This window comes from Candidatus Amoebophilus asiaticus 5a2, from assembly GCF_000020565.1.
GTDB lineage: Bacteria > Bacteroidota > Bacteroidia > Cytophagales > Amoebophilaceae > Amoebophilus > Amoebophilus asiaticus.
Genome location: NC_010830.1, coordinates 949,931 through 970,777 on the forward strand (window position 1 = coordinate 949,931; position 20,847 = coordinate 970,777).

The following is a 20,847-nucleotide window of genomic DNA, read 5'->3' on the forward strand; positions in this document are numbered from 1 at the left end:
AAAAGTAGAATAGACCTGCTGCGAAATACTCAATAGCTAGAATTACTAAATCTTTAAAGTAAAAAATTACTATTTTACAAAACAAAAAACGGCTTTTTTACGTTTTAAATACATATCTTATTTCTCAAATTATTTTGTGATTTTTTACCTTTTATTATAATATTTGTTCCACAGCAGGCCTATTGTCATCTATAAATCAATCTTGATAAGGGGCGAAGAAATAGTATAAATTAATGAAAATATCAATTATACTATATAAAAGTAAGACACTGGCGGATGGTTCACATCTTTTAATAGTGCATATCAGCCAGCTAAAAGCTAAGAAGTACTTCTCAACAGGGCTTTATTGTCCAGCTAGTTTATGGGATTTTGATATGTTTAGTCCCTTTCGTGAGGCGCCCTCAAATTGGCTCACCCAGCATCCCTAGTCTGGCTAAGATAGCTCTTCAAGCCATATACATGGATACTATACCCAAGCGGATAATCTACATCTCCCGGATAAATTACATTTAACTTATCTAGTCCTAAATCTTCTATGGCTAAGCGCATGGAAGGTGTAAGCTTAGGCGCATCAGCATATTTAAATTCAAAACCAATTAATCGATCTTCCTGTTTAAATAGTAGGTCTAATTCTGCACCTGCATGCGTACGCCAGAAAAAAGCTTGGTTGGGATGTAGGGTATGAAATCTTACTATTTCTTCTAAAGCAAATCCCTCCCACAGTGCTCCAAAACGAGCATATCGTTCCATGGCTGTACGGTTGGGGAGATCTAAAAGAGCATTTAATATTCCACTATCTCTAAAGTATATTTTAGGGGTCTTAACATGCCTTTTTTGGATATTTGCAAACCATGGTTGTAAGGTGCGAATCATGAAGGTTCCCTCTAAAATATCTAAATATTTGCGTACTGTATGATCTGATACACTTAAAGAACGTCCTAAATCACTCGCATTAAATAGCTGACCATGATATTGAGTTAACATCATCCAAAAACGATAGAGCTGTTGCGCAGGAATATTAAATCCTAAGCTAGGCAAGTCCATTTCCAGAAAAGTTCGGATATAATTGGTACGCCAGGTAAAACTATCTGCATCTGAATCACCCAAAAAAGATCTTGGAAATCCACCACGTACCCATAATGTATCTATATCATGAGTTTCAGATACAGAGAAAGGGGTTAATTCCATGTATCCAATTCTCCCGGCAAGTGACTCAGAAGATTGTTGTAAAAGTATTTTTGAAGCGCTACCTAAAATTAGATACTGCTGGTGAGCAGGCTGTCTATCCACAAGTACTCGCAAGAGGGGAAATAAGTCAGGCCTACGCTGAATCTCATCAATGATGATTAACCCTTCTAAGGATTCTAGTGATAGCATGGGCTGGTCAAGCCGAGCTAGATCTCTAGGATCTTCCAAATCATACCAATGCACCTGATGGAAATTGTTTTCTTGTGTAAATTGGCGAGCGAGCGTAGTTTTACCACATTGCCTAGGCCCTAAAATGGCACAAATAGGATGGACCCTAAATAACTCTTTAATTTTAGCTAAAAATCGATTACGTTTCATTATACCTTGTAATTTCGAAGTACAAGTTCGAAATTACAAGGTAATTCTATGATACAAAAGAAAATTTTAAGAAAATAATTAGAATATTATCAAAAACACTGCCCAGGTTTTGTATAACACAGCTAGCAACAAACAGTAGGTATATCCTGGCTGCTCGTCTATTTTAAAGGAAAATATTAAATCATTATGAAACTCTTTAAGTTCATCCGTTACATAACTTTTGTTCGTAAGCTTCAAAGATGTTAATTCAACTTTTTCTAAAACATCTATCTAAAGGTTATCTGTATCTTTCCTACCTACATGCCAAAGCTAATCAGATATGGATAAATTTTAATTACAACAACTATAATACTTATATCTTTTTTACTTCTTTGCAAACCTAAGCGAGTATATATGTTATCGCACACAGCTATGGGAAAGGAATCCAACACAAAATCCTTACAGGAGGCTACTTGCTTGATGAGATTGCCTATTGCTAAAAAGAGGGTCGTTATCTCTTCTCCTATAGCATGCAAACGGCGATTGTACCTACTTTTATCGAGCATGCTAGGGATAAGTGTAGTAGAATGCATAAACGGTCGGGCTTTGTCAAGATGTCCGCCAAAGTATAAGGCTGAAACGATAGCTGTTGTAAGCACTTCTGCATCTGACAACTTCCTTTTTTTATTCTCTTGATGATGTAAATACTTGAGTAAGTCGTCAATAAATGAGTATATCAGTTTATCAATCATAATGGCCTCCGGTTTATTGGTTTAAGGCAGAAACAAGATCAAATGTTTTTTATTTTTTTACTTATCAATCACTAGCAACTTGGGTTAGGTATGAAAATTATGTCCTTTAAAAAGATATGGCTTGTTATTTTGGGTTCTGTACTTTTCCCATTCATTATTTCACAAATTCTCTGTGTCTATGCACAAAGTCAATCCGAAAAACTTATTAAGAACCACGAAGTATTACCAACTGAGGAAGAAATTAATCCATTCTTGTACACAATTGTAATGCCAGACTATAGACACAAAACTCTAGAAAGAGTTTATGGTATAGGAAAAAGAATGTTAGAACATGTAGTAGCGAAAGGAACTACTAAAGTTTTTGGATATTTGGAGGTAGTAGATTCTTAAGTTAATGATGTAGAAGTGAAAGGTAGCGTATGGATTAGTAATACTATTATCAGTGGTTCTACTTCTATCCAGGGCAAAACATATATAATCAACACAGAGTTTGATAACCTTACTGTAAGAGGGAGGCTTCCTATTAATAGCAGCAAGGCTAAAGGTTTATTAGATGTTGTAGAGAAATTTGAAGCACTTAATACAGCTTTTGAAGATAAGGTTAATATATTAGGGTTTTTCAAAACTCGAAATTCGGTTTTTCAGAAAGAGGTTGATATTGTAGTTAAGGTTGATGCGCTGCAGGCATGTTTTGAAAATACTATTACGATAATGTCTGGAAAAACCTTGTTAAAAGATGTTATATCGTTATATCCAAAAGCATATGTGTAAAGAAATCTGATTGTAATAAGAAATGCTGTAGGAAAAACATACAGTGCAATGTAATAATTTTCAAATAATTACCTTAGCAGGAAAAACTGTTATACAAGGCTCAATTACCTTTGAATCAAATAATGGAATTATTTTGCTTGGAAAGGAAGTTACAATAGAAGGACAAGTACTAAGAGACACTATTGAAAAATTAGTAAACTTTAAAAAGTAGTGCTTAGTAAATCAAATAAGTTTTTATGAAATATCTTATTATTGGCTTAGGTAACATAGGTCATGAATATGAATTAACCCGACATAATATTGGCTTTCAAGTGCTAGACCAGCTAGCGGCCGAGCATCAGGTAAAATTTCAGATAGATAGGTTGGCCCTTATTACTTCTTTTAGCTATAAAGGACGATCACTATATCTTATCAAGCCTACTACATATATGAACCTTAGTGGTAAAGCAGCACAGTATTGGATCAATAAGCTAAAAATACCTATTGAAAATACCTTGACCATTGTAGATGATCTTGCTTTGCCGTTTGGCAAATTAAGGCTACGGCCGCAAGGAAGTAGTGCTGGACATAATGGCTTAAAAAGCTTAGAGGAGTATTTGAAAACACAAGCTTACCCTAGGCTTCGCTTTGGTATAGGAAATGATTTTACGAAAGGACAACAATCCAATTATGTATTATCACGTTTTAAAGATCAAGAATTGTCTCTATTAGAATCGCCAATTAATCAAGCTTGCAAGATAATAAAGTCATTTAGCACACTAGGTATTACTAGGACAATGGAACAGTGCAATGCTGATGTTAGCATAACATAAATACAGTAGCATTTTAACTATTAATAATATGTAGAATGCTACTGTTAGCTGTTACTGGATGTTTGCTAGTATTTGAAAAAAGTCCTGTTAAACTGGGTTGAAGGTTATTTAGCAAACCAAGCATCTTTTATAGGTATTAGCCATCTTGTTTCTAAATCCTGTTTCTGTGTTATGGTATTATCAAAGGTGAAGGTATCAGAAGATAGAGACGCATCTTGTAGTTTCTCTTTTGCTTCACGCACTGAAACAGCTAAATAGGCATTGTCTGTTCTTAGTACCACTTTACTTCTGTCAAGGAAATTGATATTCATAGTGGATTTAAGTGTATGCAAAAACTGTATAGCACTATCAGTCGTGCAACATGTTAGTTCAAAATCAGCTTTCTCAATGCCTAGTATTAAAAAGTAACCGTGTTTTATTGCTGCACTTGCTTGTAGGGGGCGTCCATGTGAAGACCAATTTTCTAAGAATTTTTTTGCTTGCTCTAGAATAGCTTGTTCGTCTGTAGCACTTAACCCACGGTCAGCTTGGTAAACCCAAATAGATGATTGATCTGATAATTGTTGAAAAGGGATGTACATAATTTCCAGTTTAGAATGTATTGGTAGCGTATATTTTTAAAAGCTGGTCTAAATTAATAAGCGAATAAAACAAATCATAAAAATTGTATAAAGATTTCTCAATTGTTTGCAGCAGAACAGCTAATTATATAGATTTGTATCCTAAAGCTAAAGGTGATGTAGCTCAGTTGGTAGAGCATCGGACTGAAAATCCGTGTGTCGGTGGTTCGAGTCCACTCATCACCACATTTTTTATTAACTGAACGCTGCAAGACTAAGATCTTTAACGAATACTCTGCACAGTATTAAGATAATACACTATAGAATTGGGGGTAGTCGGGTTTTACTTCCAATAATCGTACCCGTCCAGGGGTCTACATCCTCTAAAATTAGCTTAAAAACCCCTTTTATTTACCAAGTAACCTTTAAACCTACCTTTTACAGTTGGTATATAGTGGCTTTTATACTTGGTAGCTAGTTGTATTTACATATACGACTGGGGTTTTTCACTTAAAAACAACGGTTTTGTCTTTGGCAGATCCCTGAACGGGTACCAATAATCTAATGTAGCCATACTATAGATATAAAATACAGTATAGCTACCGCCCCTTCAAACAAAATATTCCTTTCTTCGACTTGATCTTTTAATTTTATAACTGACCTTAAACCATTAATCTTTAAAAGCGATTAATTTAATTTGGGTTTGCTAATTTAAGCATAGTTATTAAGTTAGCGAGAAAAACTCATATGGAATGTAAGCGATGTAAATCAAATAAAACCATCAACAATGGGAAAGTGCGGGGCAAATAAAAGTACAACTGCAAAAGCTGTGGCTTTAATTTTGTCCAAGTAGATGAGCGTAGGGGAAAGAGTATATATAAACAAAGAATGGCTATCTATTTATATTTAAAGAATATGGGATTTGGGGTAATAGCTAGGGGTGTTAGGAGTGATTAATGTGGCAGTTTTGAAATGGATAAGAGCAGCAGGAGAATGGATGCAAGCTTACCATGAGCAAAACAAGGCTAAAAAAAGCAAGTAGTAGAGGTCATAGAAATGGATGAGATGTGGCATTATGTAGGATAAAAAAAGTATGAGTTTGGTTTGTACTGGAGCGAAGAGGGGGAGGTATACTTGACTTTGTCACGGGGAGCCGGGAAGCAAGCACAGAAAAAAGCTTTGGAGCAAAATAAAAGATATGGTTTGTCGATATGCGACAGACCATTGGCCAGCGTATACACAGTTTATAAATGCTCATAAGCATAAGGTATCGGAAAAGCAAACAACACATATAGAGTCATATAATGCTAATGTGAGGCATTATATGGCTAGTTTTAAAAGGAAAAACAAGTGTTACTCTAAAACAGAAAGTTTAGTCGAGTTGTCTTTATACTTATTGATGTATAAATTTTCTATCTTATCTACTCTCTTTAGTTTGAAAATCCCAATTTTTTAAACTAGGTTTTCTCTAGCTTACCAAGGTAAAATACGACTTTTTTAATTTTAATATACTTTCGCCTTCGGTGCGAATTGCTTTTTGCCAGTCATGCAAAAGTAGGCAATAAGAAGCTGTAACGAACTGTCTTTCGGAAACACCCCAACACTATAGCATTAGAGTTTTTCAGCAAAGTCTAAAGCACATTTCATACTTGGTTTCCTGCAAATACCTAAACTTCCTTGAAAGTCAATTATCTGTGTTAGGAGTGTGTTAAATATACAGAGTCATATAGCTGCTTTACTTGACAGACTAATTCTTCTTGTGGAATCTGAAAATTCTTATTTCCTCTCTAAAACACAAAATGTTATTACTGATCTTGCTGGGGGGAATATTTTACAATATCGATACCTATTCCGTTGGGATCTTCTATTGCAAAATGACGGTCACCCCATGGTTCATCACGTAGTTCAATTCTAATTGGAATATTCTTTTCCTTTAACTCGTTATATACCTTGTCTACATCATCTACTTCAATAGTTAAATAAACACCTTGCCCTTGAAATGGCTTATGAAAAAGAGGTTGTTGGCTTGGGTGATTTGGTAACAAAAAGCTTATTTCTGATTCATGATTTGGAGTATGTAGTAAAAGATAAAATTCGTTTTCGAACGTTACTCCAAAATTAAAAAGAGTTGTGTAAAAGCTTTTGGTTTCACTCATTTTCTTGGTAATAATACCTGCGTTTAGTTTCATTTTATTATTAATTTTTAAGTTAGAATTTGGTTGTGAACAGGACATAATGCTAATACTTAGAATTATTAGTATAAATATGATTTGTTTCATTATATTTAATTTTAAGTAACAAAAATCGGAACGCTGGTAAACTCTAACTTGTAAAAAACGGACAAAATCATCTTTCAAACGCCCGACTGGGAGTAACACCATAAAAATTCTTAAATTCCTTGATAAAGTGTGCCTGATCATAATAACCTACATCAAAAAACAATTTATTTTCCCTTAAACTTTGCTGTGAGGGCTTGACTCTTAGTATGTTCTGAAATCGAACTACTTTACTGAAGGTCTTAGCAGTATCACCAATATAAAATTCAAACAGCCTACGTAGTTGTCTTAAACTTATTCCTGTATCTAGATCTTTCTCAACATTTATAACACCAGCTTTCTTGAGAATAATATCGATAGCATTATAAAGCCTCCCATCTTCATTCCACTTTACATTCGAGATCATGTACAAAAAGTATTGGTCAAATAGGTTCTTGATCTGCTCAAAAGTTTGGTCTGGTGAAATAAAGTCTCCAATAAAAGTGGAAGTTTTGGACGCGACAACTTCCAATCTCTCAAATCGGTTACTAATTTCAGCAGCATTTATCTTAAAAATTTGTGGAAACATGGTTGGCAAGAACCTAATACCGATATAATGAAAACAATTGCTAAGTAAGAACTCTGTGTATTGCTTGCAGAAGCCCATTACATAATTTTCAGCTGGCTGATTGAGTTCAAAAAATATATCCATACAGCCATCAGCTACTACCCTATAATAAAACTTATTGGCAAGAGCCTGGTTGGTCTTGAGCTCCCAATAACAATAAATGTAGCTTTGCAACCTTATATCAGGTAAACACTCTCTGTAGGCTACTTGCTTATCTGTCCCTTTGATGGTTGGCTGTATGGGACTAAAATACTTACTAAGATCTATAGGTAGCTGCATTACATAAACAAACTTTAACAGGGAACTGACAAAGACTAAATTATCAAATATCTACTTAAAGGATTCATTTATACCTCAACAAAAATATTGATAACCTAATCCAAAAGTAGGAAATAGACAATTCTTGCTTAATCTTATTCCAGTATATCTCTAAAGGGTATTGTTAAATTGAAATAGTTTTGATATAAGAAATATCCATTTCAATTTAGCTTAGTTTTTATCTCTTTACCTATCTGATATTAACAATACCAAATATATAACCCAAGTTGCTAGTGATTAATAAGTAAAAAAAATAAAAAACCTTTGATCTTGTTTTTGTCTTAAACTAATAAATCGGAGGTCATTATGATTGAAAAATCAATAGCAATATACACATTTATTGATACTTTACTCAAGTATTTACATCATCAAGAGAATAAAAAAAGGAAGTTGTCGGATGCAGAAGTGCTTACAACAGCTATCGTTTCAGCCTTATACTTTGGCGGACATCTTGACAAAGCTCGCTCATTTATGCATTCCACTAGGCTTATCCCTAACATGCTCGATAAAAGTAGGTACAATCGCCGCTTGCACGCTATAGGAGAAGAGATAACTACGCTCTTTTTAGAAATAGGCACTCTTATCAAGCAAGTAGCCACTTGTAAGGATTTTGTATTGGATTCATTTCCCGTGCCTGTGTGCGATAACATACGTATTAGTAGGTGTAAACTATTACAAGGCCAGGCTTACAGAGGTTACAAAGCCTCTATGCGTCGTTACTTTTATGGCATCAAAGTACAACTTATCACCACTGATGATGGTATTCCAGTTGAATTCTCAATAGTGGCTGGCAGCCAAGCAGATGTAAAAGGATTGCACCAACTGCCTTTTTCTATGCCAGCTGGTAGTGCACTCTATGCTGACTCAGCTTATACTAACTAACATCTAGAAGATATGTTGGTTGATGATAGGATTAAACTTTATTCTCAGCGTAAAGCTAATGCTCATCGAAAGGATACTCCTTCTCTAGCTTATCTCAAAGAGCGAATGTGAAAAGTAATAGAAACTAGCATTAGTGGTATTAAAGCCCTTTTCTTAAGGAAAATCCATGCTGTTACCTTCCAAGGCTTTCTGGTCAAAATACTCTTGTTCTTGCTAGCTTTTCAAATCAACAAAGCTTTCTTTTAACTAGCAACTTGAGTTACTTAATAAGCTGCTAAACTTAATTGTAGCGAATTGTGATATTTTGTACATTCCCGTTAAGCAAAATAACCTTTTAATTAAAAGGTAGTCCTAACCCAACCCTTTACTATCATTTTTATTGTTTTTACAGCTAAAATTCAATAAATCGCATAAGTTTTTTTCACCAAAAAAGCTTAAATTGCGGCCTGACTTTTGTAAACATACCTAGCTAGCTTTTTTAATTAAAAAATTTAAATATTTTCCCATGAACTTTACCGTAGAAGGCATTTTAATTGTAGGATCTTTTCTGCTTTTTGTTAGTATATTGGCTAGTAAGCTTTCTAGTAAGCTAGGTATACCTACCCTTTTAATATTTTTAGCCATTGGGATGTTGGCAGGTGCTGATGGTCTGGGTGGTATCCAATTTGAAAGTCCCTATGTAGCTAAAGTGTTAGGTACTATAACCCTTACACTTATTCTATTTTCTGGTGGCTTAGATACTGATTTTGGGCATATACGACCTATTATATGGAATGGTATCTTGCTATCTTCAGCAGGCGTGCTAATTACAGCTTTAGGTATTGGGTATTTTATTTATTGGGTAACAGATTTTACTCTAATAGAAGGGATGCTGGTGGGTGCTATTGTTTCTTCCACAGATGCTGCTGCTGTATTTTCTATTCTCCGCTCCAAAAATTTACATTTAAAGTACAATTTAGGGCCCACACTAGAATTAGAATCTGGTAGTAATGATGCTATGGCCTATTTCTTAATGATATTTTTTACCAAGCTGCTTACCAGCAACCAAGATATCAGTATATGGTCTGCTATACCTCGATTTTTTCAGGAAATGTGTATAGGAGGTTTAATAGGAGTTATAGTAGGGCAGGGTATGGTATTTGTAGTAAATAGAATTCAGTTGGCTTATGAATCATTATATCCAGGTATTACTTTAGCCATGATCTTGTTTGCTTACTCTGCCACTAACTTTATACATGGTAATGGCTTTTTAGCAGTTTATATAGCTGGAATTATTTTAGGTAGCCAAAATTTCATCCATAAAAATAGCTTGATACGTTTTTATGATGGTATATCTTGGCTGATGCAAGTGGTGATGTTTATCAGCCTAGGACTTTTGGTTTCTCCCCATAAGCTAATACCAATTGCAGGTATCGGTTTGTTAATATCAGCTGCTTTGATATTCTTGGCAAGGCCTATTAGCGTATTTATTTCATTAGCATTTACTAAAGTAACCCTCAATCAAAAAGTATTTATTTCTTGGGTAGGGCTTAGGGGTGCTGTTCCTATTGTATTTGCTACTCATCCTTTGCTAGAGTGTGTTGGCAAGTCAGATAAAATTTTTCATATTGTATTTTTTATTGTACTTACTTCTGTATTGCTGCAGGGTACTACTTTATACTCATTGGCGAAGTGGTTAGGGCTAGAAGAAACAGCCCCTCATAAACAGGCTCGCTCCATCCATTTGGCCGATGATGTTAAGAGTGAACTTATAGAATTAACTGTTCCAGCTGGTTCTAGTATAGATGGTAGAAAAATTGTAGAAATAGATTTTCCTAAAAATGCATTGATTGTATTGATAAATAGGGATAAGCGTTATTTAACTCCAAGAGGTGACACAGAGCTTAAGATAGGAGATAAGTTAATGGTTATGGCAGAGGATAAGAATGATATCAATGAAGTAGAAGCTTGCCTAGGCATAGCTTAACATAACAATAAGCTCCTTGATATAAGATAGTCTTATAGATTTTTAGGCTTATTTTTTAAGCAGTATACTAATTAACAAATGAGAAGTATTATGCTAGAAAAGGTAGACTCTGTTGCTATAACTTAACTAGGGCGCGTGTTATACCTAATTGGGTAAAATATGCAAGAGTACACTTATCTTTTTTTGTTTTATCAGATCTTAAAAGCTTGCTACCATTACAGTTACTTCAGTACCGGTGGTCTATTCTTTATCTATAACAATGGTTAAATCCAGTATGCCACTTCAATCTACTATTTAGAGATTAACTTTGTATTGCAACTCTATCTATGTTGCGATTATGTATAAGCATATGCAAATATATGTAATTAGGTTGCTATTTTTAACTTAAAAGTATAAAATATTAACAAAATTGTATAAGTATATAGATTTTGGCAAATATCTAACAAGCGTCTAGCAGATAAAATATGGTTGAAAAGTAAATATTGAAATTATGAATAAGACTCTAATAGAATAGGACATTTGTATAGCATTTACACTGGTTTATGCATGTAATTGCCTGCTAAACAGAAGGTAAATGTTATGTATTATAGAATTTGTTGGATGTTATTTGGGGAAGTCTATCATGTCTTTCTTATTGATATAAAAGAATATTTAAACAAAATATCTTATAAATGTATTGCTTTTATTAATAATTATTTCTATAATATAATTCAAGCATCAAATGCTACTTTTATCGATGCTGTTTGTATGTTTAACTCTTAAAAGTTAAAAATTATGGAAAGGAAATTACAAACTCAGCTTACAGTAATGCATGATTTCGATTGCTTTGACATATCGCTTGTATCGCTTCCTTGGTTGGATAGCTGGTAACAAATCAAACATTACTGTAAGCATATAGAAATGGGGAAATAATAGATTTTCCCATTTCTATTTTATAAGATAGAACAGATGGCATAACAAAATGTATATTATATGGAATAGGATTTAACTACTTTATAATAGCTTTCCGGTAAATTGTTATCTGTGAAGTTACGCAGGTGTCCAAGATTCTCCTAAAATAAAATTGTTATTAGTAAGAAAAGTTACTTAATTAGCGACTATATTAACACACATATACCAACTATAAAGTATTGATTTATCTTCGCTTGGTAAACAAAATATATGTTTCTAAATAATTTAAAAGATAAATAGAGCTGCGGGTGCTTGCTTCAAATTTTAGATAGGTGCTTAAGAATTAGTTTTGCCATATTAATAGATGTATCATTTTCCCCTAATAGATTCCTAATAGATTCGTAGCTAGCTAGTTGTTTCTGTTTAAAATCACTGTTAGTAATCACCTCTTTCACAGCATTTAACAAACTAGTAGGTGTAAGTTTTTCTTGGATAAGTTCTCTGACTACTTCTTCCTTTGCTAAAATATTAACCAATGAGATATATCGTAGCTTTACAAGCCATTTAGCAAGGTTATAGGTTAATGGATCTGTTTTGTAAACCACTACTTGAGGTACATTAAAATGAGCTGTTTCTAAAGTAGCAGTGCCAGAAGTAGTAACGGCAACACTGGCATGAGATAAAATATCCTGTATCTGATCATATATAATAGTAATGTTCTGTAACTGTTTAGCAGGCATATATAACTCAGCAGGCAGCTCGCTTATTCCTGCTACTACAAATTGATATTCTGGTAAGGCTGTAACTAAAGCCAACATTACAGGAAGCAATTTTGTAATTTCTTGAAGACGGCTGCCAGGTAATAAGGCTATAATGGGTCGTTTATCCAATTTATTATCCTTTAAAAAATTACAGTTTTTATTGTAATATTTTGCCTCTTCTATTAGCGGATTTCCTACATATTCTACTGTATGGTAGTTATGTTGTTTGTAAAAATCCTTTTCAAAAGGGAAGATAGTAAACATTTGGTCTACATAAGCCTTAATCTTATGGACCCTTTTAGTATTCCAAGCCCATAATTTAGGAGAGATGTAATAAAAAACTTTAATCTGTTTTTCTTTGGCAAATTTGGCTATCCGTAAGTTGAAACCAGCATAATCAATAAGAATAATGGCATCTGGTTGGAAATGCTCTATGTCTTTTTTGCAATTTTTAAAGTACTTATATAGCTTTATGAAGCTATGTAAAAAAACAACTCCCATTACAGCTAGTTCTCTATAATGCACTACTATATCAACTCCTGCTTGTTGCATATGATTACCTCCATATCCTCTAAGAATGGCTTGGCTATCTAGCTGTTGTAAAGCTTTTGTAAGCCTACTACCATATATATCTCCTGACTTTTCACCAGCTATAATATAATAACGCATATGTTGTTAGACTTAATAAACAGCCAATTTATAAATGGGCAGACAAAAGATGAATAATTTACTGTAAACTTCAAAGTTACTTTTACTGAGTAATTGAGGACTTTATTACAGTACTCGTAGTATAGAATGTGGAATCTTAAAAAGATAAATTTAGTACTGAAATTTTATATATAAAGGTAAATCGACTGATACTTCATCGTTAAGTACTTTAAATTCAAGAGCTTCAATATCCTTAGTTCCAAAAATATAGTCAGCATACTTCTCGGATTTTGTGTAAAAGCTCGAACGAGTTGATATGATATTATCTATCTTAATAAAATCTTGCACGTTTTTCGTAAGAATTTTAATGCTCTTAAGTATTAGGCATAAGATTAAAATCTCCTTCTATACCTAATTTGGCTTATATTTTAATTGTTGACACACCCTAGTTACTTTAAAAATATCATAGCGACTTCTAATTGTTTTATAAGCCTCTTTGTTAAGTAGGTAATACTGTTAGTTGCCATAACTTCCATTTTACTTAAGATTTTAATATGTATTTATAGTTGGTTGATAGAAGTATTGAGATATTTAAATCTCGTTTACCAAGAAAAATAGATAGGGTAGTGGTTATAACTGCTACCCTATCTACTATATGTTTTATGCTTGCATTTGAAACAACAGCATGCTAATTGGTTTGATTTTGATTTATAATGCTTGTTCCCATTCTTGTTTTAAAAAGCTTACTAAAGATTGTATGTGAGCCTTACTTAAATCAAATTGAGTACCTGCCATTTTATACATATAAGGTAATGGTTGAGTATAGCCAAGTCGTAAGGCATCTAAATAGTTTTGCAAAGCTTCAGCTGGGTTATTTTTATAATTTTTCCATACTCCAATAGCTCCTAGTTGCGCAATTCCATATTCTATATAGTAAAAAGGTACTTCGAATAGATGTAATTGTTTTTGCCATAGGAAATCCTTAGCCTCTTCATAGTTATCCCAGCAAGTAACATTATCAGTAAATGTATCAAAAATATTATTCCAAGCCTCTTTCCGATCTATAGCCGTATGGTTTGGGTTTGCATATACCCAATGCTGAAATTTATCTATGGTAGCTATCCATGCTAATCTTTTAATGATGCCTTCTAAATGTTCGCGTTTGGCCCTTTTTACGTCTGTAGGATTATCTAAAAAAATATCCCAATAATTAATGGTAAGTAATTCCATAGACATAGATGCTAGCTCAGCCATTTCAGAAGTAATTTGTTTAAAATCATTGAGTGATAGCTCGTGCATCAAAAAGGAGTGTATGGCGTGCCCCGCCTCATGTAATAGGGTAATTACATTTTGGAAGTCAGTGGCAGCATTCATAAAAATAAAAGGAACGCCAGATTCTACCAGTGGATAATTATACCCTCCGGGTGCTTTGCCTTTTCTTGAATCTAAGTCAAAACGGCCCATACGTTGCATGGTTCGTAAACAATCCCCTATAAAAGGGTGTAGTTTGTCTAAAACTTTTATTGTTTTTTGTAATAGCTCTTCTGTATTTTGAAAAGCCCTTAATGGTGGCATACCATGAGGGTCAGCATGATGATCCCAAGGACGAAGCTTATCTACCTTGAGTGATTTTTTCTGATTTTCTGCTATTTGATTTACAAATGGTACTACAACTTGTTGTATACTTTCATGAAAAGCAAAGCAATCTTCAGGAGTATAATCAAATCGCTTAAGTGATACAAAAGAGTACTCTGTAAAGCTGTTAAAACCAGCATTAGTTGCTACAGTATTCCTTTCTTTTACTAAACTACTATATAATGTGTCTAGTTGATCTTTATCCTGTAATCTACGTGTATTTATTTGATTATATACTTCCTCTCGTAGTTTTCTGTCTGAAGACTCTAGGTAAGTTGCTGCTTGCTGTATGGTAAGTTCTTGTCCATCTCTTGCAATAGTCATTTCACTAACTGTTTTTCCATATTCTTGTGCTTGGAGTTGTATGCTTGTGAACAAGGGTATATTTTCATCCTTATAGAGCTGAATGTGGGTTCCTAGACAGCGTACTAATAAATTATAGCCTGTTTCCTTACCAAGTATTGTACTGTAAGAACATTGTACTACTTTTTCATCCAGTTGGTGTGATAACGGCATCAGCTTAGGTAAAATAGCTGTTATATATTCTTCATACTTTTTTCTATATTCTTCATTGCCTGTATCACAAGTCATATGTATATAACGCCAACCAGCATCCTCTGCTATAACACCTTCTAATTCACTGCGATGTGAAAGCCATGTGCGTAGGTCTTCCAAAGAATCGATTTCTCTGTTGAGGAGCAGTTTATAAAATCCTTTTATAGAGTCCCAATCGGTTATCTTAAAATCAATAGGTAAAAAGCTCCTTTTTGTGGGTAATGGATTACTTGTCATAGCTAAATAAACTTATGATAAGAGTTTGACATAATGTAAAGTAATTAAGTTATAAATGCTTTGTAAACAAATAAACTGATGCAGGCTAATTTTCTTTTTTAGTAAGCAATAACTCTATCTTAGTTAAGTCTATAGTTTTATAATTTTGATACAGCCGTAGTGATATAGCTATCATTAATATTATTTCACAAATTGATATGGCTGTGCAAAAGACAACTAACACCTGACCTTGTACGTGAGTTGGATATTGGCTATTAAATAGTATAAAGTTTGATATGGCCGCTTGTACTATAAGCTCAATACCTATGATGACAAAAATCATAGATTTTTTGGTAAGTACTATGATTAATCCAACCATAAATAATAGCACGTTTACAGATAGAAGAATTGGTATATACATAAGTTTAAAGCTAGATTTTACGTCCTAATAATTCAGCCATAATAATTGCTCTTTGAGTGCTATTGTAGTTTCTTAGTAAATAATTTAACCTATTAGTATGCTTGGGCAATGTCTTTTTATAAAGTTTGTAAGGGTCTTTTTCCTGAGTAGGTAAAAGCAGCCTTTTTATTCCTGGATATACAGGATTAACATCCGACTTTGTAGTCGCCTGTCGAACTGTAGAAGTAACAATATCTTTTGCCACTGGCATTACTATGTCCTTCGCATATTGAGGAATGCTTCCAACTTCTTTAACTGCCCATTCATTTTGGTTCCAAGTAGAGGGTGTTTCCCAGTTAGCTTCTTCCTCTAAATCCTCTACATCTCCCATATCTGATTTGGTAATTGATTCAGTTCTGTCCCGCAGCATAGCAACAACAATTCTAAATAAAAAGTACCCTACTGTAATAAGTATAGATATTAAAGACTGTGGTTCTTTCATAGAATATTAGATTGGTAATTTTTAATTAGACTTCTAAACTTGCCCAAACTAACTTATATTATTCAACTTTTGCAAAATAGTGATATGGTGGAAATAACCTTGCTGAATGAACAATAATTTTAGATTAGAAACTCTTGTCTTTGCCATAGCGTTTAATAAAGGCAATATTTTTTACTTCTAAAGGAACTATTAGTATATTTAACTCCAAAAATTAAAGGCATATTATAGATTTATTGAAAAAATATAGCACAACCTGACTCTATTTTTATTTGTACCTGCATTTATTTTTATAACTTTGCTAGCAAATAGCTGATAACTTATATTTAATATCATGAAAAAAGGCATACACCCTACATATAGAGAAGTTGTTTTTCTAGATACTTCTAGTAATTTTAAATTTTTAACACGTTCTACACTTAATTCTAGAGAAACTATCAAGTGGGAAGATGGGCAAGAATATCCCCTTATTAAGGTAGAACTTAGCTCTGCTTCACACCCTTTCTATACTGGCAAAAAAATATTTGTAGACACAGCTGGTAGAGTAGAAAAATTCCAGCAAAAATATAAAAAGCGTAGCTAATAGCGGCTTTTAAGCTATTATATAGAATAAGTAAGTAATCAAAAACTTAGGCTGGGATAGCAAAAATTTATTTAATATTCTAAATAAGACTGGCAACTTACCTTAGCATTTAACAAGCGGAGGTATAGCTGCCAGTCTTATTATTTTATATGACTTATTTAATAATTTGTGGGTTGTAAAAGTAAGTCGGAAATATAGTGTGCGCTCGGAAGGACTCGAACCCTCAACCTTCGGAGCCGAAATCCGACGTTCTATCCAGCTGAACTACGAGCGCTTGGGAAATTTTAATAGGTAAATGATAGAAATAAATTCAAATTCCTACCAACGAAAATAATTAAATTTAATTAAAATCATGGCTTAAATTTTACTATTTTGAAAATTTATAAGCAATGGAACGCACAATATTATATAGTATTGCTATGTTAACCAATTGATATCTAATATGAGTGTAGTATTTACTAGTTTACTAACAGCTACGTCAATTACTAAAAGCTATGGTAAACTTCAAATCTTAAAAGGTATTGACCTACAAGTAGCACAAGGAGAGATAGTAGCCATTATGGGGGCTTCTGGAGCTGGGAAAAGTACATTGCTACATATACTGGCTACCTTAGATAAGCCAGATTCTGGCACATTATACTTAGGACAGGATGATCTTATATCTCTTCGGGGCAATAAGTTAGCAGCATTTAGAAATCAGCATATCGGTTTCATCTTTCAATCTCATAACCTTTTATCGGAGTTTACTGCTTTAGAAAATGTATGCTTGCCTGGATATATTGGTAAGTTTGATGAACGTTCAGTACGGGAACGAGCTAAAGAGTTACTTGTGTTGTTAGGATTAGAAGCACGTATGCAACATAAGCCTACTACCTTATCTGGAGGAGAGCAGCAAAGAGTGGCTGTAGCTCGTGCTCTTATTAATAATCCTCGTATCGTTTTTGCAGATGAGCCAAGTGGAAGCTTAGACTCAAGAAATGCATTAGCGCTACATGAATTGTTTTTTGAATTACGGCAAAAGCTAGAACAAACTTTTGTATTAGCTACGCATAATCAGCTCCTAGCTGATATGGCAGATAGAAAACTTTATATACAAGATGGTAGCCTTGTGCCTAGGGATATATTTAGCAACTTATAACTTTGTATTGCAAACCTATGTTGGCTACTATTAAATTAAAATGTAATTCTGCAAGGATGCTCAGTATTAATATGATTACCTAAAAATTTATACAAACAGGCTAGATAATAGTAGATCTTTTATAGGTAATTGTAAAAGAATAGACTATTCCGTTACTGTTGCTATCTCAATATATATATTTAAATGAGGAGTTATTAAAAATGTAAACTATGAAACGTATTTCTAAAGGAGTTCAGTATATGTTGCTTTCTACTATATGCTTTGCATTAATAGGATTAATTGTTAAGCTGTTAGTACATATTCCTCCTGCAGAAATTATCTTCTTAGATTCTCTAGTAGCGCTTACTATTAGCTGTTTTATGATTGGTTACCAAAAAATGTGTTTATGGGGAAACCATCGTAGGATTTTATTGTTACGTGGTTTAAGTGCTGGGTTAGGAGTTACTTTATTCTTTATTACCTTAGTACGCTTACCATTATCTGCTGCGAATGTCTTACAAAATACATCTCCCATATTTACAGCTATTCTAGGTATTTTTATGCTTAAAGAGTGGATAAGCTTGCGTAGGTGGTTCTTTTTCATACTTACGTTTATTGGTGTAGGGCTGACTTATATGACTGACTTTAGTATTACTAATCAATCTGCCTATCTAGTTTTACTAGGCCTTATAAGTGCTCTTTTAATGGGAATCTCTAATAATTTTAATGCCAAAATGAAAAGTGGTGAGCATCCGCTAGTTATCTTCAGTTATTCAACCTTTTGTACAGTACTGATAACAGGATGCATATGCTTATATGCTTTTGTACCACTAACTATATACGATTTTCTATTGTTGCTAGCTATGGGAACCTTGACTTTCATAGCCCAGTACTTAGCCATAAAAGCCTTTCAAAATGCTCCAGTAGCACATGTATCTGCTATCTCTTATTTAGGTATACCCTATGCTTTGATTATAGATCTGTTGCTTGGAGAAAGAATCCATTGGATATCTTATGTAGGCATGTGTTTAGTAGTCTTAGGTGTTATCTTAAACTTATTTTATGGGTATAGTAAGAGGGTGGGAGCCTAGCTTGACTAGTATTTTGTATATATATTATATGTAACGCTTCAGTTTTTAATCCAAGAACATTTTTCTTACACTTAATATGCCACCTTAGTAATCTTGGGCTAGGTGTATTTTTGTCGTAGCACATCATTAACTATAATGTTAAAAAATAACTATATCTTATTCTTGATTGTATTATATTTTTCTGGTCATGCGCATGCTGCATCCGGTGAAGTGTATCAGAAGAAACTAATAGAAAAAGTATTTATTTTTGATCGTTATGGATCTCCTTATATTGGTTCGTCTATATTAATGTCTACCAGGACTTTATTAAATGAACTGGAAGATTATCTGATTCCTGAAAAAAATGCCAAAGAATTGTTACGCGTATTATTAGCTATTTGGTAAACTTTTATATTGGGTCACGGTTATCTACAGTTAATCATGAGATATTTGGACATGGATTTAGGGTAAGAAGTTTAGGCGGATCTGTAGATGGTTATAAATTTTCTTTTGGTGGAGATGGTGCAACTAGCTTTACTATTCGGTATTCAAAAAATGAAATTGATAAAATAGTATTGATAAATATAGGTGGTATAGAAGCTAATAAGGTGCTAGCTAAAGAAATAATGTTAAAACATTTTAAGTATCGTACTTTAGATTTTCGTACCTAACTTTTGTTTTTGGACTCCTTTTTAGATTTATGGATTTATGTTGATTCTACGGCTTCTTTAGAAAAGGTTCGTAATAGCAAAGGTAATGATATTATGAACTATCTCAAAGATATAAATGATAAACACCAGTCACAGCAACGAATAGAGCTCAATGATCTCGAAAATGCTACATTCAGTTTGTTATTTAACCCACTATGGTCACTATGCATTTACCTTTTACAAGACAATTCTTCTTTAACTATACCGCATGTAATATGGAATGAGGTAGCTTATATGCCATTGATAAGGCCAGGATTAACCCCTTTTGGTATAGCTTACTATCTAGAAAACTATATCGGATACCAAAATAAAACTGCCTTGTTCAGCTTGTATAGAGGAAGCTCACCATTTTATACCCATATGTATGGAGGCATAGGGGTTAAAACAGATGAGCTTTGGACCTATCAAGATTATTGTACGTTAGATCTAGAAGCTAGCCTATGGTGTCAGCCAAAGCTCCAATTAACTTCGCTTGATATAATAGAAGATAAAAATTATTGGGGAGGATTAATAGGAGTAGGAGGTAAGTTTATGGTAAGTTCTTACTTTGCTCTGTATACAAAGCTTCTTTATAAAACTAAAGGATTTGTAGAAGGGGTAGTAGCGCAGAATGGCTTAATTTTACAAGTTGGCTGTATTTTACGTTATAATGACTAAACAACTAGTTGAATATGTTAAAATTTATATATAGTTGTAAACTGAAGAGTTGCCAATTAAGCATAATAATAAGGTGCCTTTTATATTTAAGGTAATTTTATTGGTCTATTAGATCTCTTTTTAAGCCTTTATATACATACTTTTAAATAGGATTAAAATTGAGCCCTGTTTTTATATAGGTAGCCTGCCACAACCCTAACATAACTTACTGAATAGGAAGCTAGTATAGCTTGATTATTTTGAAGCAAGTAACTAGTAGTAAATTATTGATAATGCATAAAGCTGTATAATTTTATTAGTGTGTTCTGTATTAGACTTCTTGCATAACCTCAAAAATCTTTGCATAAAAACCTATTCTATATAACTGTAAATAGGGTTATGCAAGAGGTCTATTGATGAAAAAGATCTGATCACTCAAATAGAAATTCACTTACAAGGCAGTATCCAGCAGTATCAAGAGGAGTATCAAGCATATAGCGAGGGCAAAAGTTGGTTTAGCGTAATTAAGAACTTTTTTAAAATTATCTTTAATTTTATCCCTAAAATGGTGGCCATGATTCCTCATGGAGGTGCTGTTCGGCTTATGCATGAGGATTGGTAAGATTGTTTTCTCCTT

21 protein-coding genes, 2 tRNA genes and 3 pseudogenes are annotated in these 20,847 nt (G+C 33.4%); 15 read left to right on the top strand and 11 right to left on the bottom strand.

Going from position 1 to position 20,847, the window contains the following annotated elements:
- The first annotated feature begins 233 nt into the window (after positions 1-233).
- Positions 234-428: an Arm DNA-binding domain-containing protein gene (locus tag AASI_RS08090; RefSeq protein WP_083758823.1), complete on the top strand. Its 195-nt coding sequence runs from the start codon at positions 234-236 to the stop codon at positions 426-428.
- Here AASI_RS08090 and AASI_RS03810 read toward each other — a convergent pair.
- The 3 genes and pseudogenes from AASI_RS03810 to AASI_RS03815 all read right to left on the bottom strand — a co-directional run.
- Entirely contained in the window at positions 412-1,566 is a 1,155-nt protein-coding gene (locus AASI_RS03810; protein ID WP_012472892.1) for an ATP-binding protein, read from the bottom strand. The two genes, AASI_RS08090 and AASI_RS03810, sit on opposite strands and share 17 nt — an antisense overlap.
- Before the next feature lie 78 nt (positions 1,567-1,644).
- Complete coding sequence (locus AASI_RS09325) at positions 1,645-1,836, bottom strand: Rpn family recombination-promoting nuclease/putative transposase (protein ID WP_083758824.1); 192 nt, start codon at positions 1,834-1,836, stop codon at positions 1,645-1,647.
- A gap of 122 nt (positions 1,837-1,958) precedes the next feature.
- A pseudogene (locus AASI_RS03815) lies at positions 1,959-2,297 on the bottom strand (IS982 family transposase); the annotation flags it as partial.
- Positions 2,298-2,396: 99 nt separating this feature from the next.
- Here AASI_RS03815 and AASI_RS03820 point away from each other — a divergent pair.
- Genes AASI_RS03820 through pth form a run of 4 tightly spaced genes read left to right on the top strand, consistent with a single transcriptional unit; the run spans position 2,397 to position 3,880 of the window.
- Positions 2,397-2,687: a hypothetical protein gene (locus AASI_RS03820; protein WP_148204943.1), complete on the top strand. Its 291-nt coding sequence runs from the start codon at positions 2,397-2,399 to the stop codon at positions 2,685-2,687.
- Between the two features lie 15 nt (positions 2,688-2,702).
- Positions 2,703-3,068: a hypothetical protein gene (locus tag AASI_RS03825; protein WP_012472894.1), complete on the top strand. Its 366-nt coding sequence runs from the start codon at positions 2,703-2,705 to the stop codon at positions 3,066-3,068.
- A 43-nt stretch (positions 3,069-3,111) separates the two neighbouring features.
- Complete coding sequence (locus AASI_RS08800; RefSeq protein WP_012472895.1) at positions 3,112-3,279, top strand: hypothetical protein; 168 nt, start codon at positions 3,112-3,114, stop codon at positions 3,277-3,279.
- A gap of 25 nt (positions 3,280-3,304) precedes the next feature.
- Positions 3,305-3,880 (top strand): aminoacyl-tRNA hydrolase, encoded by a 576-nt coding sequence (pth, locus tag AASI_RS03830; protein ID WP_012472896.1) that lies wholly within the window; start codon positions 3,305-3,307, stop codon positions 3,878-3,880.
- Between the two features lie 104 nt (positions 3,881-3,984).
- Here the strand turns inward: pth and AASI_RS03835 are convergent, their stop codons facing one another.
- On the bottom strand, positions 3,985-4,461 hold the full coding sequence (locus tag AASI_RS03835) for a hypothetical protein (RefSeq protein WP_012472897.1): 477 nt from the start codon (positions 4,459-4,461) through the stop codon (positions 3,985-3,987).
- 152 nt (positions 4,462-4,613) lie between these two features.
- On the opposite strand from AASI_RS03835, the gene AASI_RS03840 reads away from it, so the two are divergent.
- Positions 4,614-4,686 (top strand) — tRNA-Phe (locus AASI_RS03840).
- Positions 4,687-5,187: 501 nt separating this feature from the next.
- Positions 5,188-5,896 (top strand): annotated as a pseudogene (locus tag AASI_RS08100) (IS1 family transposase).
- A 349-nt stretch (positions 5,897-6,245) separates the two neighbouring features.
- Here the strand turns inward: AASI_RS08100 and AASI_RS03845 are convergent.
- Together AASI_RS03845 and AASI_RS03850 are read right to left on the bottom strand one after the other, a co-directional pair.
- Entirely contained in the window at positions 6,246-6,674 is a 429-nt protein-coding gene (locus AASI_RS03845) for a VOC family protein (RefSeq protein WP_238541585.1), read from the bottom strand.
- 112 nt (positions 6,675-6,786) lie between these two features.
- Positions 6,787-7,602: an AraC family transcriptional regulator gene (locus AASI_RS03850; protein ID WP_012472899.1), complete on the bottom strand. Its 816-nt coding sequence runs from the start codon at positions 7,600-7,602 to the stop codon at positions 6,787-6,789.
- Positions 7,603-7,947: 345 nt separating this feature from the next.
- Here AASI_RS03850 and AASI_RS03855 point away from each other — a divergent pair.
- Both AASI_RS03855 and AASI_RS03860 read left to right on the top strand, forming a co-directional pair.
- Positions 7,948-8,769 (top strand): annotated as a pseudogene (locus AASI_RS03855) (IS982 family transposase).
- A 259-nt stretch (positions 8,770-9,028) separates the two neighbouring features.
- Positions 9,029-10,489: a potassium/proton antiporter gene (locus AASI_RS03860; protein ID WP_044282797.1), complete on the top strand. Its 1,461-nt coding sequence runs from the start codon at positions 9,029-9,031 to the stop codon at positions 10,487-10,489.
- A 1,208-nt stretch (positions 10,490-11,697) separates the two neighbouring features.
- Here the strand turns inward: AASI_RS03860 and lpxB are convergent.
- The 4 genes from lpxB to AASI_RS03880 form a co-directional block, all read right to left on the bottom strand.
- On the bottom strand, positions 11,698-12,810 hold the full coding sequence (gene lpxB / locus AASI_RS03865; RefSeq protein WP_012472903.1) for a lipid-A-disaccharide synthase: 1,113 nt from the start codon (positions 12,808-12,810) through the stop codon (positions 11,698-11,700).
- Positions 12,811-13,497: 687 nt separating this feature from the next.
- Entirely contained in the window at positions 13,498-15,216 is a 1,719-nt protein-coding gene (locus AASI_RS03870; protein WP_012472905.1) for a M3 family oligoendopeptidase, read from the bottom strand.
- Positions 15,217-15,301: 85 nt separating this feature from the next.
- Entirely contained in the window at positions 15,302-15,616 is a 315-nt protein-coding gene (locus tag AASI_RS03875) for an NADH-quinone oxidoreductase subunit NuoK (RefSeq protein ID WP_044282798.1), read from the bottom strand.
- A 10-nt stretch (positions 15,617-15,626) separates the two neighbouring features.
- Complete coding sequence (locus tag AASI_RS03880) at positions 15,627-16,097, bottom strand: hypothetical protein (protein ID WP_012472907.1); 471 nt, start codon at positions 16,095-16,097, stop codon at positions 15,627-15,629.
- Between the two features lie 331 nt (positions 16,098-16,428).
- Between AASI_RS03880 and AASI_RS03885 the strand changes: the two genes are divergently transcribed.
- The gene (locus tag AASI_RS03885; protein WP_012472908.1) at positions 16,429-16,677 is read left to right on the top strand and encodes a type B 50S ribosomal protein L31; all 249 of its coding nucleotides are present in this window, start codon (positions 16,429-16,431) and stop codon (positions 16,675-16,677) included.
- Positions 16,678-16,877: 200 nt separating this feature from the next.
- Here the strand turns inward: AASI_RS03885 and AASI_RS03890 are convergent.
- Positions 16,878-16,951 (bottom strand) — tRNA-Arg (locus AASI_RS03890).
- 168 nt (positions 16,952-17,119) lie between these two features.
- Here AASI_RS03890 and AASI_RS03895 point away from each other — a divergent pair.
- The 5 genes from AASI_RS03895 to AASI_RS03915 all read left to right on the top strand — a co-directional run bounded on the left by AASI_RS03895 (position 17,120) and on the right by AASI_RS03915 (position 20,231).
- On the top strand, positions 17,120-17,815 hold the full coding sequence (locus AASI_RS03895; protein ID WP_012472909.1) for an ABC transporter ATP-binding protein: 696 nt from the start codon (positions 17,120-17,122) through the stop codon (positions 17,813-17,815).
- Between the two features lie 209 nt (positions 17,816-18,024).
- Positions 18,025-18,885, top strand: a complete 861-nt coding sequence (locus AASI_RS03900) for a DMT family transporter (RefSeq protein WP_012472910.1) — start codon at positions 18,025-18,027, stop codon at positions 18,883-18,885.
- A 162-nt stretch (positions 18,886-19,047) separates the two neighbouring features.
- Positions 19,048-19,269, top strand: a complete 222-nt coding sequence (locus tag AASI_RS03905) for a hypothetical protein (RefSeq protein ID WP_148204944.1) — start codon at positions 19,048-19,050, stop codon at positions 19,267-19,269.
- Entirely contained in the window at positions 19,263-19,535 is a 273-nt protein-coding gene (locus AASI_RS03910; protein WP_044282799.1) for a hypothetical protein, read from the top strand. Before AASI_RS03905 ends, AASI_RS03910 begins: the two co-directional genes overlap by 7 nt.
- A 93-nt stretch (positions 19,536-19,628) precedes the next feature.
- Positions 19,629-20,231, top strand: a complete 603-nt coding sequence (locus AASI_RS03915; RefSeq protein ID WP_148204945.1) for a hypothetical protein — start codon at positions 19,629-19,631, stop codon at positions 20,229-20,231.
- Positions 20,232-20,847: the final 616 nt, after the last annotated feature.